The following is a 16,186-nucleotide window of genomic DNA, read 5'->3' on the forward strand; positions in this document are numbered from 1 at the left end:
ATCGCTCAACCGGACACCCCGCGACTGAGAAGTCGCGGGGTGTTCGCGCTGCCCAGCACGGCATGCTAGGACAGACGAGGTCGAGATGAGGGGGCAGTGTGGCGTTGAGTCCGGGCATGACGGTGGCCGGCTACACCATCGAGGCGGTACTGGGTGCGGGCGGAATGGGCACGGTCTACAAGGCCCGAAACCCCGCCCTGCCCCGCAGCGACGCGCTGAAGGTGCTCTCCGAGGGCTTGTCTCGAGACGACCATTTCCGCGCCCGGTTCCTCCGCGAGGCCGATCTGGCGGCGACGCTCGATCACCCCAACATCGTCACCGTCTACACCCGGGGTGAGACCGAGGACGGCCAGCTCTGGATCGCGATGCAGTACGTCGACGGCAGCGACGCGGAGAAGGAAACCCGCGCACGCCGGATGACGCCGCCGCGCGCCGTCCACATCGTGGGCGAGGTCGCCAAGGCACTCGATTATGCGCACCGTCGTCAGCTGCTGCACCGGGACGTCAAGCCGGCCAACTTTCTGCTCTCCTCCGACGACGAGCGAGTCTTCCTGGCGGACTTCGGAATCGCCCGCGCACTCGACGACGCGACGAACCTGACCGCCACGGGCATGGTCGTGGCCACCATTGCCTACGCCGCGCCGGAAAGTCTCTCGGGCTACACGGTCGACGGCCGCGCCGACATCTATTCACTCGGCTGCTCGTTGTTCGACCTTCTCACCCAGCGCTCGCCGTTCGGCAATTCCGGAGGCATGGCGGCGACGATGGCCGCGCACTTGAACGACCCGCCCCCGCGCGCCACCGATCTGGTGCCTGCGCTGCCTGCGGCCATCGACCACGTGATCGCCAGGGCTATGGCCAAGAACCCCGATGACCGCTATCAGTCGGCGCGTGACTTCGCCGCCGCCGCCGAACGAGCGATCGACGAGCAGACGGTCGCGCTGCGTCCGGCCCCGACGAGGCAGGCGCCTCGGCCGTGGCCGGACCCGCCGCGGGCGGCGCCGCCGACGGGACCACCGCCCTACGCCCGTCCCGCCGTACGGCCCAATGCTCAGCTCACCGGGCCGAGTTTCCCAGGGGGCCAGCAGGCCTACCGGCCCCAACCACAGCCAAGCGCCCCTCCGTCAGTCGTGCCGCAGGGGCGCCCCGACAGGTTCGGGGGTAAGGGACGCATATTGGGCATTGGCGCGGCGGCCGCGGCAGCCATCGCGGTGATCGTGGTGCTCGTCCTGGCCCTCTCCGGCGGCGACGATTCCGGGTCGACGGCAGCCTCTACGGAGACAACGGCGGCGCGCACCACCACTTCACGTGCTCCGGCGACGTCGGAACCCGCCCCGGCTCCCCCCGCGCAGGCCAACATCCCCGACGACGCGCTGCCCGGACTTCTTTTATCGGCCAACGACGTCAGCGGGCGGATGAACAAGCCCGGAATGACCGCGATGCCAACGGAATACGCACCGCTCGCCGGCTCGGTCACACCACCCAACTGCACCGGGGCGTGGGGCCCCGCCTATCAAGCCACCTACGACGGATCCGGCTTCACGTCCATGGTGATCCAGGGCGTGTTCTCAGATCCGACGCACAAGCTGGTGCAGGCGGTCACGGCCTTCCCAGATGCCAACGCCGCCAAGATGTTCTACGACCGGCAGGCCGCCGACTGGAACGCCTGCAAGGACAGTCACATCAGGTTCGAGTACCAGGGCGCGTCGACGGAGGCCGATCTCGGCGCGCCGTCGACCACCGCGGGCGTCATGACGATGAAGCTCACTCCGACTACGTCGGCGACGGCGGGGCAGCAGTGCGAACGCAATATGGCGTTGCGCGCCAATGTCATTGTCGACGTGCGCGCTTGCTCACCAACGGTCGGAAGCTCAGGGTTGTCGATTGCCAGCGCCATCGCCGACAAGATCAAGTAGGCGGCTACGGATGCGGCGGATTGAAGCCGGGGTTCGAGAGCGCCGTCGCCGTGGCGCTGCCGATCGGACCGGATTCGTCGACGAGGGTGGCGACGCCGGTCGCCACCCCGGCGTGGCTGTAGTGGGTCAGCGCGGCCAGGCCGAGGTACGGACCTTCGGGTAGCCGGCTCAGCGTCAACGTGTAGTCGGCGTTGATGAACTGCAAACCTTGTGCGCCGTAATGGGTTAGCGAGCTCGCCATGTCGCCGGCCATCGCGGCGCGGGTGAACGCGGTGAGCGGTTCGCCTGCGACGAGTGGGCGGATGTCGCGTACCCAGATGTACTTCGGGCCGGCGTGTTCCCACGCGGACAGACCGAAGCCGGGCCCGGGCGTGTGGTCTTCCTTGCCGTAGGTCCACACCAGCGTGGTCAGCCCGCGCGGAATCGGGTCGGGTGTCGGCGGGATCGGCGGCATGTTCACCGGCGAGCTCCAGATTTCGTCCGCCGGTTGTTCGCCACGGCGCAGGAACAATCCGGTGGCGCGGGCGACAACGGTCTCGCCCTGGGTGACGACGGCGTCGACCAACTTCAGGCGCCGTCCCTGCCGCGCCACGCTGGTTTCAACGCGCACGGGTGCGAGCGCCGCGGGACGGAACAGGTCGACGGTCAGGCGTGCCGGCTGGAGATCCGGTTCGCCCGCATCGCGTTCGAGAACGTGGCCGAGCAGCCCGCCGAGGTAGTTGCCGCTGATCGTCTGACCCCACGGTCCGCGTGCGATCGACGCCGGGACGAACCGGTCACCGTCGAGGGTGAAGAACGCCGTCGGGGTGCCGCCGCGCTGCGCTGTGTCGGCAGCACTGTCCTGAGTCGTCATCGGATCTGACGATATCGGCCCTGGTTGGCTAGGCGTCGACCACGTCGTCGAACTCGGGGTGCTTCTCGACGTACGACCGAACCATTGAGCACACCGGCACGATCCGCAGGCCTTCATCCTTGGTCTGCTGCAGCGCCTCGCCGATCAGGATGGACGCCAGGCCGCGGCCTTGGAATGCGTCGTCCACCTCGGTATGCGGGAACGTGCGCTGGCCGTCGCTGTCGGAGATCTCGGTGAAACCGGCCACGGTGCCGTCCACCGAAATGGTGAAGCGGTCGGCCTCCTTGTTGACGGTGGTCGTCGCGCCGGTCTTGTCGGTTGCCATGCCTCCTCTATACCCGGAGGGCGCAAGATGGAGTCATGTGTGATGAAGGCGGCACCGCCGCAGAGGCGTTGGCGTCCACACCGCGGCAGGCGGAGGGCACGGCGGTTGATCCGATCACGCTCGAACCGGTCGACGAGATCACCATCACCACGCTGGTGGACAACAGCTACGACGCGCTGATGGGCGACGTCGGGCCGGCCCGTCGCAGGGGGATGGGAACCGTGCCCCCGGTCGAGGCGCCGCAGTTCGAGGGCGGCAAGGCCTCGCCGGGACTGATCGCCGAGCACGGCTTCTCCGCGCTGGTGACGACGCGCCGCGGGAACCGAACACACACAGTGCTTTTCGACACCGGTATCTCGCCGGATGGTATGGCGACCAACTTCGAACGCATGGGTCTGGATGCGTCGGCCATCGAGGTCGTTGTGCTCAGTCACGGCCATCCCGATCACGACGGAGGATTTCCCGGGTTGGTCCGGCTGCGTGGTCGAAGCGGGTTGCCGCTGGCCGTGCATCCCCTGGTGTTCAGCAGGCGCCGGTTCGCGCTGCCGAACGCAACGCCGATGGAGCTGCCGACGCTGAGCCGCGCGGCGATCGAGGCCGAGGGTTTCGAGGTGATCGAGCGGCGGCAGCCGTCGCTGCTGTTGGACGGCTCGGTGCTGATCACCGGCGAGGTCGACCGCACGACGGAGTTCGAGCGCGGACTGCCCAACCACGAGGCGTGGCGCGACGGCCGCTGGGAGCCCGACCCGCTGCTACTGGACGAGCAGGCGCTGGTGGTGAACGTCCGTGGCAAGGGGCTGGTCGTTCTCACCGGCTGCGGGCATGCGGGCGCGGTGAACATCGCGCGGCACGCCCTTCGGCTGACGGGGGTAGACCGTCTGCATGCGCTGCTCGGCGGGTTCCACCTCACGGGCAAGGTCTTCGAGCCGATCATCGAACCGACCGTCGATGCGTTTCTGGAGTTGAGCCCCGACACCCTGGTGCCCGCGCACTGCACGGGATGGAAGGCCCAGCACCGGCTGGCGGCGGTGCTGCCCGACGCGTTCGTGCCCAACGCGGTGGGCACCGCATTCACGTTTGCCGCGGCTTAGAGCGCCTGGTTCGGCCGCGGCCGCAGCGTCGCGTGCGGTAAGGGAGGAGCCGGCAGCCGGGTGGTCGCGCCGGTGTAGCCCACGACGGAACCGAAGCGGTTGTCGTGGTCCTGCCACTGCCGGCGGTAGGTCGCGATGTCGTCGTGGCTCCGGCCGACGAAGTTCCACCACATGACCAGCTGCTCGGGAAACGGTGTGCCGCCGAGCAATAGGACGCGGGCAGGCCCGCTGCCACGGTTGACGATGCTCAGCTGGTCGCAGCCGGCAGCCTGGAACGCGAGGTCTGCGACGTCCAGTGTGGTCCCGGCGACGTCGACGCTGCCCTGGTCGAGCAGCACGCCGTGTTCAAAGGTGCGGTCGACGTCCAGCGTGAGCTCGGCGCCGGGGTCGAGGTCGAGTTGCGCGCCGAGCAGCGGCGTGAAGGTGTGCACGGGTGAGCGCGCGTCGGCGAGCTCGCCGAGGAAGACCCGTATGGTGCTGTCGCCGAGGGACTGCGGCGGCGGGGCGTAGTGCGCGAAGTCGCGGTCGGTGTCGCGATCCGCATCAGGCAGCGCGACCCACAGTTGTACCCCGTGCAGGACGGTGGACGCCGGCCCCGAGATCACCGAGACCTCGGAGTGGCAGATGCCTGCGCCCGCGGTCATCAGGTTCAGCTCACCGGGCCGCACGATCGCGTGCACGCCTGCGCTATCCCGGTGCTCGATCTCGCCGGTGAACAGCCAGCTGACGGTCTGCAGCCCGGTGTGCGGATGCGGAGGAACGTCCATGTCGGTCCCCCTGGGATTCCCGCGGAGGTCGTGCGGACCGTAATGGTCGGCGAAGCACCACGCACCGATGAGCGAGCGTTCGCGCTGCGGGAGGGTGCGCCGGACCCGGATCGCGCGCGGTCCACCGAGCGGAACCTCGCGCGAATGGAGTACTCCGGTGAATGGCGATGGCGCACAGGCGACTTCGGCGGGGGCCGGGTCGGTGTTGCTCACCAGACCAGAGTAGGCCGCACCTCAACCGTTGCCCAGTTAGGCAGCTGGATTGGCTTGCGTCACAACAGGAACAGTGCGGTGCAGACCGATCTGGATGGCCGAACCTATCTGGCTGCAGGGGGCGCACAGGCCGGCGCTCGGGTATCCGCATGCCGGACAAATGGTGAAACGTCCACTACTTATGTCGGCGCTGGTGCCCATATCGTCCTTCTCCCGGTCCGGGACCCCCGTCGCGCGCACGACCAGCGAAGCAGTCGTCCGAACAGCGTCCCCCAATTGCTACCTGTATGTACCCGGCAGCGACGTCATCAAACCGAGATTTTTGTCGAGGGCGTCAGCCGAGGCCATTCGGGCTGGTCATCGCCGATCGGAGCACCGCGAAGTCGTGATCGTCGATGGTGAACACCCCTGCTCGGAACTTGTAGCCCCACCGCGAGGTGTCCTCGATGAAGTTGAGCTTTTCGAGCAGGGGCCGGATGGGGATCTCGGTGCATTCGAGGAAGTCGACGTTGCGGCGCCACGGCTGGAGGTCCGGCGTCACTTCGGTTTGATACGGCTCGTCGTCGACGACTTGCCCGATCGCGGTGAAGGCCTGCAGTGGATCGCCCTCCGGATAGTCCGTCTTCGGCGAGTAGAAGATGATCCAGTCGCCGCGTGCCACCTTGCGCAACATGTGCGGCCTGCCGTGATTGGCCTGCGTGAAGCGCCCGCGCACCCCGCGCTCGACGTGGCCACGGCTGACCGTGTTTATCCAGTTCGTCATGACTTGCACGCTAAGTGCGGGTGCTGACAGATCCGGTACTGGTTTGCGCTGCCTGTGGATAACTGCGGTGACACACTGTGCCGGTGACCACGACCAACGACATCTACGAGCGCCTCGGCGTACTCGAGCAGCTTGTCAAGCACCTCTACGAGCAGACGGGCGTGCCGATGCCCAACCCTGCGGCGATCGCCCGTAACGAAGCGCCGCCTCGTGTCCGCGAACTGGTCGCGGCCGGGAACAAGATCGGTGCCATCAAGGCCTACCGGGAAGAGATGAACGTCGATCTGGCCACCGCTACCCGCGCTGTCGAGGCGCTGTACGCCTAGAACGGGCTGCTGTTGGACTGCCAGCGTGCCTCTTCCGGGCGCGGCCCGTACTTGCGGGCGTAGGCCTCGTGCATGGCGGCGTCCCTCTTGCGCTTGATCTGGTCGACGAGGTTGGGGTCCAGATTGTGCTGCGCGAGCCGGTGTCTGCGCCACACCTTGTTCAGCGCCAGCGACATCAGGATCGCCCAGATGTAGATCGGCGCCGTCATCTCCATATGCACATACAGCGAAGCGGGCAGCAGCCAGAACGGACCGAGCACCAGCAGCGGCGGGATCGCCATGCGGATCATGTGTCGGCGGACTGCGCCGTGGTCGGCGAGATCGTGAGCCACCCACTCGCGCATGGAGTCCGGCAGCCGCTTCCCGTAGCAGTACGCGATGTACTGCAGAGGGCCAGGCTTCTTCATCGGGGTCATCGGGATTCCTTCCCTTCGTCGAGCGCGCCCGCCGCCAGCGCCGCGGCGTTGACCCGGGTCAGTACGTCGTGCAGCCGCTCGAGCTCGTCGAGCCCGACCCCGAGCCGCTCCACGACCGCCGGCGGAATCTTCAGGGCTCGCCGGCGCAGCTGAATCCCCGCTTTTGTCAGGCCGACGTCGGTCGCGCGTTCATCGGCCGCGCTGCGCGTGCGGGTGATCAACCCCAGCGCTTCCAGCCGCTTCAGCATCGGTGAGAGGGTCGCCGAATCCAGTTGTAGCGCAGTGGCAATCGCCTTGACCGACATCGGCCGATCGGCATCGGACTTGTGGTTGTCCCACAGGGCGAGCATCACGAGGTACTGCGGATGGGTGAGGCCCAGCGGTTCGAGCAGCGGGCGGTACACGGCCAGCACCGCGCGGTTGGTCACGGCCAGCGCGAAGCACACCTGCCGTTCGAGGGCCAGGGGATCGATGTCTGCGTCGACGACCGTCATGCCCCCACCATACGCCTATTAGATAGGCCACTAACTAATCGGGTGCGACATATCACAGCTTGTTAGCATCACCACGCCATGTCTGACGAGCCGATCCGCGCCGACCATGCGGAGTTGTTGCAGCGCCGCGCCCTGACCGAGGACGCTGCACGCCCGGACGCCGTCGAGCGCAGGCGCGCCCGCAACGGCCGCACCGCCAGGGAAAACATCGCCGACCTCGTCGACGCGGACTCGTTCGTCGAATACGGCCGCTTCGCGATCGCCGCCCAGCGCCACCGTCGTGACGTCGCCGACCTGATCGCCCGCACCCCCGGCGACGGACTCGTGGCGGGCACGGCCCGCATCAACGGCGACCTATTCGGCGCCGAGCGCGCCGCCTGCGCCGTGCTGTCGTATGACTACACGGTTCTCGCGGGTACCCAAGGCGCGCTGGGCCACCGCAAGAAGGACCGCCTCTTCGAACTCATCGCGCGCATGCGGCTACCTACCGTCTTCTTCGCCGAGGGCGGCGGCGGGCGTCCCGGTGACACCGACTACCCGACCGTCTCCGCGCTCGACGCCCGCGCATTCAAGCTGTGGGCGGCGCTGTCGGGTCTGGTGCCGCGCATCGCGGTCGTCAAGGGCCGCTGCTTCGCGGGCAACGCCGTCATCGCGGGCAGCTCGGACCTGATCGTCGCCACCGAGGACACCTCGCTGGGAATGGGCGGGCCGGCGATGATCGCGGGCGGTGGACTCGGCGACGTCCACCCCGACGAGGTCGGCCCGATCAGCATGCAGGAGCCAAACGGCGTGGTCGATGTCGTCGTCGCCGACGAGGCCGAAGCCGTGGCCGTGACCAAACGCCTGCTCTCCTACTTCCAGGGCGCGACGGCGCCGGGTGCCGAGAGCGACCAAACAGCCTTGCGCACAATGGTTCCCGAGCGGGCCCGTCGCGCGTTTCCAGTGGCGCCGGTCATCGAGACGCTGGCCGACGAAGGGTCGGTGACGTTCCTTCGGCCACGCTTCGCCGCCGAGATGGTCACGGCGTTGGCACGCATCAACGGTCGAGCGGTGGGTGTCGTAGCGAACAACAGCATGGTGATGGCCGGCGCCATCACGGCAGCCGCATCGGACAAGGCAGCGCGCTTCCTGCAACTGTGCGATGCGTTCGGACTGCCCGTCGTCTCGTTGATCGACTGCCCGGGCTACATGGTGGGCCCGGCGGCCGAGGCCGAAGCGCTGGTGCGCCGTGCGTCGCGCATGCTGGTCGCCGGGGCCGCGCTGAGCGTGCCCCTCGTGGCCGTCGTGCTGCGCCGCGGCTATGGCCTCGGCGCTCAGGCGATGCTGGGCGGCAGCCTGCACGAACCGGTGCTCACAATGGCTTGGGCGGGAGCACATCTCGGGCCGATGGGCCTCGAAGGTGCGGTCCGGTTGGGGCTCCGCAAGGAACTCGAGGCGATCGCCGACGAAGAGGAACGAGAAGCACGGGTGCGCCAGGCCACCGCGGCGGCCCAGGAGAATGCCAAGGCGCTCAACGCCGCTCAGCTCTTCGAGATCGACGACGTCATCGACCCGGCTGACACTCGCAGGCTCATCATCGACACGCTGAACGCCGCCACCATGCATGAACCGCGCCGGACGGATCGACGTTTCGTCGACACCTGGTGATCGCCCCCTGCCGACCCCACGAACGCGGCAGCGGGAGATCAGCGGTCAGGCGATCTCCGCGTAGTAATAGCGGCGGGGCCGCACCACTTCTCCGTTGCGCTCGGCGAGTGACTTCAGCTGGCGCAGGGCAAACGTCCGGCCGCGCCCGCTCTCGGGAATGACGATGCCCGCCCACAGACCTTCTGCCCGCGGCAGCTCGCACGCTTCACGGGCGCAGAGCCAGCGTCTGGGGCATGCCCTGCAGATCGCCTTCGCCTCTTCGTCGGCTGACGTCGTCCACCGCTCGGGGTCCCGCGTGCAGGCGCCGACGGGTGTCTCGTCCCAGTGTGTTGAGTTCATCCGAACCCCTCCTTGTCCGCTCTGCGGCTGCTGCACCGCGATGTCGCCAAGCTAGCGTAGAAACCGTAGCGATGCAACAGTTAGCGCTACGACTAGGTTGTTGGCGCGGTGTTTGGCGCCCGCGGAGCGATGCGCGCCCGCCTTGCAGAACACGATCTGATCAGCGTAGAAACACGTTACGATCGCTGGACCGGACCGTCGCAAAACCGTAGCGGCAGGGCGGTGCGGGTGGTCTTGAAGACATAGCTTTGCCACAGATCCACGCGCACCACGCGGCCCCAAGTCGTAGCGGTGCGTCCGGCGGCCGATAGGATTGCGTCGCCGCTCCGCCCCGTGAGTTCTCGAGGAATGCCCGTTGATGACCGACCCGGAGTCGATCGAGGTGCTCGACGAGGGGATGCGGCGTGCCGGTGCGGCCGCGGCGGCCCGTCGTCGCGAACTCGACATCAGCCAGCGCAGCCTGGCGACCGACGGGATCATCAACGCCGGCGCGCTCATCGCGTTCGAGAAGGGCCGCAGCTGGCCGCGCGAACGCACTCGAGCAAAGCTTGAAGAGGTGCTGCAATGGCCGCCGGGGACCATCGCGCGGCTGCGGCGGGGCGAGCCTGCCGCGGCCGAGCCGCGCGTCGAGACACGCGCCGACACCGGCGACGACATTCCCTTGATTGCACAGGCTCTCGTCACTGCGGTCAACACCTTCGCCACCGCGGTTGAGGCCCTGCCACCCGTCGACGATCCGGAGTTCACGCCCCGCGCGACGAAGATACTCGCGGACTTGCGTCAGCTCGAGGCCGTCGCCGCTCGGGCGGCCCGCATCAGCAAGGTGTCACCGGCATTGATCAAGGCGTTGAGCGCGGTGCGCACCCGCTACGACGAACTCATGCTCCGGGCCGCCCGCGCGCCGCAAGCCACCGTCGGCCAGCGGCTGTACGCCGCGCGGCGCGGCGCGAACCTGACCATCTTCGAAACTGCCCAAGCGGCAGGGGTTTCCGAAGAGGACGTGATAGCCGCGGAGGCGGAAGAGCCCGTGTCAGCGGCGGCCGTCCAGGAAATCGAATCGTTGATCGAACAGCTGTGAGGCAGCGTCAGTAGCGTTCGCGGTTTCGGTCGTCGTGGGTGGGGTAGAAGTCGGCCAGTGCCGCGGCGATCTCGATGAAGCGCCGCCTCGTCGCCGGTGACATCTCGCCCGTGCGGTCGATCACGCCGCCCGGCCGCAGATGCCCGTCGAAGGGCACCTCGACAACCCGCTGTCCCTGACTCGAGAACTGTTGCGCCAGAATCGAACGCGTCCGCTTGTCGGCGTGCCCGTCGGAGTCGTTGAGAACGATCACCGTGCGCTGCAGCAGACTGTTGAGCCCGCGGGCCGCCAGCCAGTCCAGTGTCTGGCCGGCCGCCGCCGCACCGTCGACCCACGGCGATGAGACCACGACCAACGCGTCGAGGTCCCGCAGCACCTCCTGGGTGACCGGGGTGTCCATGGTGGAGCTGCAATCGACGATCGAGATGGTGAAGTACCGGTCGAGCCGCGAGGTCGCCTCTCGGTAGATTGCCGGATCCAGGACCCGTCGACGCGCGGGCGTTCCCTCGCCGGCGAGGACGAACAGCCCCGCTGCGTTGTTGCCGATGCGGCTGCGGACGTCGGCGAAGGTCTCCAGGTGTTGGTCGGCCGCCAGCTCCCAATAGGAGCCCTGCGCCCGGGGGTCGACGCGGCTGCCGAGCTTGCCGAACGCGGTGTCGGCGTCGATGGCCACCACGCGGTCGTCCTGGCGCAGTTCGGCGAAGACCGATCCGATGCTGGCCGACACCGTCGTCTTCCCGACGCCGCCCTTGCCCATCACGCCGACCTTGAAGTGGCCGCGCAGTCCCGACCTGACCTTGGCCTCGAGTTGGGCTTGGCGGATCTCATCGGGGCTCTGGCCGAGGTTCACCAGACCGAATGTGGCCTTGTACAGCGCCAGACGCCACCCGCCGCCCGGCGGGGTGCGCCGCTGCGGCACGAGCTCGTCGGCGCGGATCCGGTCCGCGTATGAACCGCTCGGCGCCTGCGCTCCTGGCGTTGCGTGGCCGTAGCCGGGAGTCCACTGCGGCCCGGGCGGACCGCCAGGGGCCGGCGGCCGTGGGCCGTGCGGCGGCTGACGATCCGGCTGCGGGGGCTGCGTGTTCCACGGCGCGGTGTCGCCGCGGGTGGGCGGCAGAGGCCCCGTCTCGCGTGGCGTTCCCGGCGGCGGGCCGTACCGGGGATCGGGTTGACGGAAATTGCCGCCTGGCCGCTCGGGCTCTCTGAAATGTGGGGGTGCGCTCGCCTCTGCCGTCGGCGCGAGCGGTGCCCGGCTGACTTCCGTCGTCTTCCAGAGGCTCTCCTCCTCGGTGTTCCTGGTGTCGGACGGTGACGATGGAGGGATGTAGTCGACGGGAGGGCGCGGCGCCGCCGCCCCCCACGCGGGTGGGGCGGCCGGCCGTGACGGTGGTGTCGGTTCCGGGTCGGCTGACGGTTCGAAATCGGTGTCTTCGGGACCGGTCCATCCGAGCTTTCTCCGCAATTCGTCATCGCGGTCGGTCACTGAGCGTCTCCTCGGAATGTCGTGTCATGCGTGTGGCGGCCCCTTCCAAGTATCAACCAATCCGCGATTTGCAGCGAAGACGCGTCGACGACCGGATTTATTGACGCGGCTAGCAAATCCGACTATCCGCTCAGCGATCCCCATGCGGCGGTGTCCGGAGGCGCCGTCGGGTACGCATCGGGCCGGCGTCGACGAGTCGTGTCCGGCCCCGGACACCGGCAGAGTTCGGACTCCGTTCCAAGCGGGTTGCCGGTTCGCCATGACGCGTCAGAACTGTCTGGAGATGCTGCTATCCACTGTGCAACCATTGCTGAACGGGTCTGAGAGGGCCCCCGTGCAAGCCGTCGCCGAGCCAGAAATTGGTGACATCGGCGCCCCCGGACCGCTGGTACGCTTCACCCAGCGCAGGGGATGGCAGAAGGGGTCGAATGGCATGCGTGTGGTTCGTGGCAAATGGTCGGTGGTTGGTGGCCAGTGACGCCCGGCAAGCAGGCGTCCGCTGACACGCCCGACACATCGCTGCGCCATGCGGTCGGCTCGGACCTCCTGGATTTCGGCCAGGTGATCATCGCGGGCATGAGGTCGACGACCGGCGAGGGTGAGCCCGACGACGGCGCGCAGTTCGACAAGGGACGCAAAAAATTCAGCATGGCCGGCCAGACGCTAGGGTCGGCGGCCGCCGACGATCGGTGGGACAGCGCCGCAGCGCGCGCCTACGCCGACCAGAACACCCGGCAACAAGTGCGAACCGAAACGATGGCCGATGCCGATCAGGCCGTCTTCTCCGTTCTGGTCCGCGAAGCCGTTCAAATCAAGCTGCGTCGGGACACTCTTGACGACCAGTCGGACATTCTCGCCAAGACGAGCCACGCTTCCCTCCCCCTGCAGTTCATCCCGCGCTACGGCGAGGCCGCCAGGCTGGCCCTCGAGTCCACTGCACTCTCGGGCGCGCTTCTCACCAGCGCTCAGGCGCTGCAGGACTTGCACTCCGACGTGTCGGCCAACGCCGCAGAGCTTTCCCAGGCGGTCGGCCGATACGCCGGAGTCGCCGACGATGCCGGGCCGGCGCCGACTGGGCTCGCGGCTCCGATGCTCGATAGCGTGCATCCGCAAGAAACCGAGTTCGGAGAAGGGGTCCATGTCGGGGGATGACGTGCGCGTGACAACGGCGCACCTTGACGAACTCGCCGGCCGACAGGTGCGGGCCGCCGCAGAAACCAGATCCGCGGCCATTCTCGTCGACGGCGTGGACGCCGCGGTGCGATCCACCCACGGCGTCATCGCGTCGGCGACCGCGGGCGCCGTCAGCGACATCGTCGCGGCGCGTCGCGCCGCGGGCATGAAGATCGCCGCGATCTCCGACGACCTCGGGCACAAATTGCACGAAGCCGCTCGGCGCTACGACCACGCCGACGACGCGATGGGCCGCGTGCTGGATGGGCAGGTGGAGCCACGATGAGCCGCAATGCGCAGGCGGCGCATCCCGATGCCACGCACATCGACGACGTGGTCGGCGTCGAGGTGACGATCGACGGGATGCTCGTCATCGCCGATCGCCTTGGGCACTCGGAGTTTCCGACGGCGCTGGGCATCCGGCTCAACATCCCTCAGCCCGAACTGCGCGAAATCGTCTGGGAGCAGGTCGCGCGTGACCTGACTGCGCAGGGTGTGCTGGACGTGTTCGGCCGACCCCACCCCGAGGTGGCGGCCATGGTCGACACGCTCAGTCGGTCCGATCGGACCCTGGAGGGACGCTGGTGGCGTCGCGACGTCGGCGGCAAGATGATCCGTTTCGTGGTGTGCCGCAAGGGAGATCGACATGTCATCGCGGCGCGCGACGGCGACATGATCGTCTTGCAGCGCGTCGCCCCTCAGGTCGGCCTGGCGGGCATGGTGACCACGGTCCTCGGGGCAGCGAACCCCGCCGATGTCGAACCGTTGACCGGTGTCGCGAGTCAGCTGGGCGAATGCCGTGACGCGAACCAGTTGCTGAAGTACGGCATCGCACCCACGTCGGCGCGTGCCTACGCCGACATCATCGCGAACCCGGAGAGCTGGGTCGAGATCACCGCGGTCGAACGCCACCCCGGTGGCACGTTCACACAGGCCGATGTCGCGGCCGGGGTGCTCGATTCCCGGCAGGGCCGAATCGTGTCGATACCGCGTCGCGTGAACGGCGAGCTGTACGGCAGCTTTCTGCCGGGCACGACGGAGAACCTTGCGCGCGCGCTCGACGGTTTGATCGGATTCCTGCCCTCCGGTAAGTGGTTCGACCAGACCTCGACCGACCAAGCCGGTGGAGCCGAAGCGCAGTGAGGAAAGCACCACATGGCGGCTGAGCATCAGCCATACGATCCCGACGAGCGCGACGACCTGGACGCGCTCGATTTCTCCCGTCCTGACCACGGCGAGGACGACGCCGTACCGGTGCCGATCTTCACCGTGACCAATCCACCGGGCTCCGTGACCGTCACGACGTACATGGATGGCCGCGTCAAGCAGATCGAATTGTCTTCGAGGACCACCGATATGACCGAACCCGAGCTCGCCGACGAAATCGTCGTCATCGCGGGCCTTGCCACGCAGGAAGCGAAGTCGGCCCAGTACTCGTTGATGCTCGAGGGCATGCGCGGGCAGGGCAACGACGATGCGGCGACCCGCGACTTCCTCACCCGCGACCTGGGCCTGCCGTCGCCCGAGGAAGCAAGAGCGGCACGGGCGCAGATCTTCGCGACCCGGTACGGGGGCGACGATGACTGAACACCTAATTAACCTCTTCAGCAGCGCGGTCGGGATGCTGCCCAGCTCACCCGCGCGATCGTTCGAGATCTTCTCCGAGATCACCGCGATGGACGAAACCGCTTGCGACGCATGGGTGGGACGGATCCGCTGCGGTGACGCCGACCGCGTGACGCTGTTCCGCGCCTGGTACTCACGCGCGAACTTCGGGCAGTTGGCCGGATCCGCCGAGATCTCGATGAACAGCATCAACGCCCGCGTGCCGATCGGCGGCCAGTTCGGCGACATCACCTACCCGGTCAACTCGCCATTGGCCATCACGATGGGCTTCGCCGTCCACGAGGCTGCGGTCGGCAACTTCGCCGACGCCATAGAGGCGCTGGAAGACGTTCCGTCAAACGGTGCGGAGCATTTGGTGTCCTGGGTGAAGGCGGTGATCTACGGCGCCGCCGGACGCTGGACCCACGTCATCGACGAGGTCAAGGGTGCCGGTGCCTGGCCGGACAAATTCCTCGCGGCCGCCGCCGGTGTCGCCCACGGCGTGGCCGCGGCGAACTTGGGTCTGTTCACCGAGGCCGAACGACGTCTGACCGAGTCGAATTCGTCTCCTGCCGGTGAGGCATGTGCGCCCGCCATTGCGTGGTACCTGGCGATGACGCGACGCGGACAGGGCAACGAAGAGTCGGCAATAGGACTGCTCGAGTGGCTGCAGGCAACCCACCCCGAGCCGAAAGTCGCCGCGGCGCTCAAGGATCCGAACTTCCGGCTGGAGACCACCACCGCCGAGAAGATCGCTGCGCGCAAGGATCCGTGGGACGCGTCCAGCGTCGAGGCGGACAATTCGGGCCGCGAGAAGCTGCTCGCCGACGCAGAAGCCGAGTTGGACCGGCAGATCGGGCTCACCCGCGTCAAGGAACAGATCGAGGCGTATCGCGCGGCAACGCAAATGGCCAGGATCCGGGCGGCCCGCGGCATGAAGGTCGCGCAGGCTTCCAAGCACATGATCTTCGCGGGCCCGCCCGGTACCGGTAAGACGACCATCGCCCGGGTGGTGGCCAACATCCTGGCGGGGCTCGGCGTCATCGGCGAACCGAAGCTGGTCGAGTCCTCACGCAAGGATTTCGTCGCCGAGTACGAGGGTCAGTCCGCGGTGAAGACCAGCCGCACCATCGACCGCGCCATCGGCGGCGTGCTGTTCATCGACGAGGCGTACACGCTCGTGCAAGAGCGCGACGGCCGGGCGGACCCGTTCGGCACCGAAGCGCTGGACACGCTGCTTGCCCGCATGGAGAACGACCGAGACCGGCTGGTCGTGATCATCGCCGGATACAGCAACGACATCGACCGGCTGCTCGAATCCAACGACGGCTTACGTTCACGCTTCGCGACACGAATCGAGTTCGACTCCTATCTGCCGAGTGAGATCGTGGAAATCGCGAAAGTGATTGCCCAGAACAATGATTCGAGCCTCGACGACGAGGCCGCCAAGCGGGTGCTCGAAGCCGCGACGCTACTGAGTCAGCGGGCGCTCAACGGGAAGCCGGCGCTGGACATCGCGGGCAACGGTCGTTACGCCCGCCAGCTGGTCGAGGCCGGTGAGCAGAACCGCGACATGCGCCTGGCCCGGTCGTTGGACTTCGAGAGCCTCGGGGTCGACGAGCTGAGCCAGATCAGCGGCGATGACATGGCGGCCGCCATCGCCGCTGTGCACGCCCGATTGAGCATCGGCGAGTAAG

18 protein-coding genes are annotated in these 16,186 nt (G+C 67.8%); 10 read left to right on the plus strand and 8 right to left on the minus strand.

What is annotated here, in order from left to right; genetic code table 11:
* The first annotated feature begins 98 nt into the window (after positions 1-98).
* Entirely contained in the window at positions 99-1,916 is a 1,818-nt protein-coding gene (locus M1248_RS05370) for a serine/threonine-protein kinase PknH/PknJ (RefSeq protein ID WP_317147762.1), read from the plus strand.
* Positions 1,917-1,920: 4 nt separating this feature from the next.
* Here M1248_RS05370 and M1248_RS05375 read toward each other — a convergent pair whose 3' ends face one another.
* Positions 1,921-2,769 carry an acyl-CoA thioesterase domain-containing protein gene (locus tag M1248_RS05375; RefSeq protein WP_317147763.1) on the minus strand — a complete coding sequence of 283 codons (849 nt, stop codon included), beginning with the start codon at positions 2,767-2,769 and terminating at the stop codon, positions 1,921-1,923.
* A gap of 28 nt (positions 2,770-2,797) precedes the next feature.
* Positions 2,798-3,094 (minus strand): GNAT family N-acetyltransferase, encoded by a 297-nt coding sequence (locus M1248_RS05380; RefSeq protein ID WP_163732681.1) that lies wholly within the window; start codon positions 3,092-3,094, stop codon positions 2,798-2,800.
* A 35-nt stretch (positions 3,095-3,129) separates the two neighbouring features.
* On the opposite strand from M1248_RS05380, the gene M1248_RS05385 reads away from it, so the two are divergent.
* Complete coding sequence (locus M1248_RS05385; protein WP_317147764.1) at positions 3,130-4,185, plus strand: MBL fold metallo-hydrolase; 1,056 nt, start codon at positions 3,130-3,132, stop codon at positions 4,183-4,185.
* Here the strand turns inward: M1248_RS05385 and M1248_RS05390 are convergent.
* A complete protein-coding gene (locus M1248_RS05390) occupies positions 4,182-5,165 on the minus strand; it encodes a pirin family protein (protein WP_317147765.1) in 984 nt (327 codons plus the stop codon). The genes M1248_RS05385 and M1248_RS05390 overlap by 4 nt on opposite strands.
* A gap of 334 nt (positions 5,166-5,499) precedes the next feature.
* The gene (locus M1248_RS05395; RefSeq protein WP_317147766.1) at positions 5,500-5,928 is read right to left on the minus strand and encodes an EVE domain-containing protein; all 429 of its coding nucleotides are present in this window, start codon (positions 5,926-5,928) and stop codon (positions 5,500-5,502) included.
* 83 nt (positions 5,929-6,011) lie between these two features.
* Between M1248_RS05395 and M1248_RS05400 the strand changes: the two genes are divergently transcribed.
* Positions 6,012-6,254 (plus strand): hypothetical protein, encoded by a 243-nt coding sequence (locus M1248_RS05400; protein WP_083127782.1) that lies wholly within the window; start codon positions 6,012-6,014, stop codon positions 6,252-6,254.
* Here the strand turns inward: M1248_RS05400 and M1248_RS05405 are convergent.
* Both M1248_RS05405 and M1248_RS05410 read right to left on the minus strand, forming a co-directional pair.
* Positions 6,251-6,661 (minus strand): DUF5313 domain-containing protein, encoded by a 411-nt coding sequence (locus tag M1248_RS05405; protein WP_163737983.1) that lies wholly within the window; start codon positions 6,659-6,661, stop codon positions 6,251-6,253. The genes M1248_RS05400 and M1248_RS05405 overlap by 4 nt on opposite strands.
* A 5-nt stretch (positions 6,662-6,666) precedes the next feature.
* Entirely contained in the window at positions 6,667-7,164 is a 498-nt protein-coding gene (locus M1248_RS05410) for a MarR family transcriptional regulator (protein WP_317147767.1), read from the minus strand.
* 78 nt (positions 7,165-7,242) lie between these two features.
* Here M1248_RS05410 and M1248_RS05415 point away from each other — a divergent pair, with 78 nt between their 5' ends.
* On the plus strand, positions 7,243-8,811 hold the full coding sequence (locus tag M1248_RS05415) for an acyl-CoA carboxylase subunit beta (protein WP_317147768.1): 1,569 nt from the start codon (positions 7,243-7,245) through the stop codon (positions 8,809-8,811).
* A 45-nt stretch (positions 8,812-8,856) separates the two neighbouring features.
* Here M1248_RS05415 and M1248_RS05420 read toward each other — a convergent pair whose 3' ends face one another.
* Positions 8,857-9,150 (minus strand): WhiB family transcriptional regulator, encoded by a 294-nt coding sequence (locus M1248_RS05420; RefSeq protein ID WP_163732699.1) that lies wholly within the window; start codon positions 9,148-9,150, stop codon positions 8,857-8,859.
* Positions 9,151-9,508: 358 nt separating this feature from the next.
* Here M1248_RS05420 and M1248_RS05425 point away from each other — a divergent pair, with 358 nt between their 5' ends.
* Positions 9,509-10,228, plus strand: a complete 720-nt coding sequence (locus M1248_RS05425) for a transcriptional regulator (protein ID WP_163732701.1) — start codon at positions 9,509-9,511, stop codon at positions 10,226-10,228.
* 7 nt (positions 10,229-10,235) lie between these two features.
* Here the strand turns inward: M1248_RS05425 and M1248_RS05430 are convergent, their stop codons facing one another.
* The gene (locus M1248_RS05430; protein ID WP_317147769.1) at positions 10,236-11,711 is read right to left on the minus strand and encodes a MinD/ParA family protein; all 1,476 of its coding nucleotides are present in this window, start codon (positions 11,709-11,711) and stop codon (positions 10,236-10,238) included.
* Positions 11,712-12,185: 474 nt separating this feature from the next.
* On the opposite strand from M1248_RS05430, the gene M1248_RS05435 reads away from it, so the two are divergent.
* The 5 genes from M1248_RS05435 to eccA are packed head-to-tail and all read left to right on the plus strand — an operon-like array spanning position 12,186 to position 16,185.
* The gene (locus tag M1248_RS05435) at positions 12,186-12,863 is read left to right on the plus strand and encodes an EspA/EspE family type VII secretion system effector (protein WP_163732707.1); all 678 of its coding nucleotides are present in this window, start codon (positions 12,186-12,188) and stop codon (positions 12,861-12,863) included.
* On the plus strand, positions 12,850-13,170 hold the full coding sequence (locus tag M1248_RS05440; protein ID WP_163732710.1) for an ESX-1 secretion-associated protein: 321 nt from the start codon (positions 12,850-12,852) through the stop codon (positions 13,168-13,170). The genes M1248_RS05435 and M1248_RS05440 overlap by 14 nt, the downstream gene beginning before the upstream one ends.
* Positions 13,167-14,027, plus strand: coding sequence for an ESX secretion-associated protein EspG (locus M1248_RS05445; protein WP_317147770.1), 861 nt, complete (start codon positions 13,167-13,169; stop codon positions 14,025-14,027). The genes M1248_RS05440 and M1248_RS05445 overlap by 4 nt, the downstream gene beginning before the upstream one ends.
* A 12-nt stretch (positions 14,028-14,039) precedes the next feature.
* Positions 14,040-14,471 (plus strand): YbaB/EbfC family DNA-binding protein, encoded by a 432-nt coding sequence (locus M1248_RS05450; protein WP_163732715.1) that lies wholly within the window; start codon positions 14,040-14,042, stop codon positions 14,469-14,471.
* Positions 14,464-16,185, plus strand: a complete 1,722-nt coding sequence (eccA, locus tag M1248_RS05455) for a type VII secretion AAA-ATPase EccA (RefSeq protein WP_317147771.1) — start codon at positions 14,464-14,466, stop codon at positions 16,183-16,185. Before M1248_RS05450 ends, eccA begins: the two co-directional genes overlap by 8 nt.
* Position 16,186 lies beyond the last annotated feature (1 nt).

The sequence above is a fragment of the Mycobacterium sp. 29Ha genome, from assembly GCF_032883055.1.
Lineage (GTDB): Bacteria > Actinomycetota > Actinomycetes > Mycobacteriales > Mycobacteriaceae > Mycobacterium > Mycobacterium gallinarum.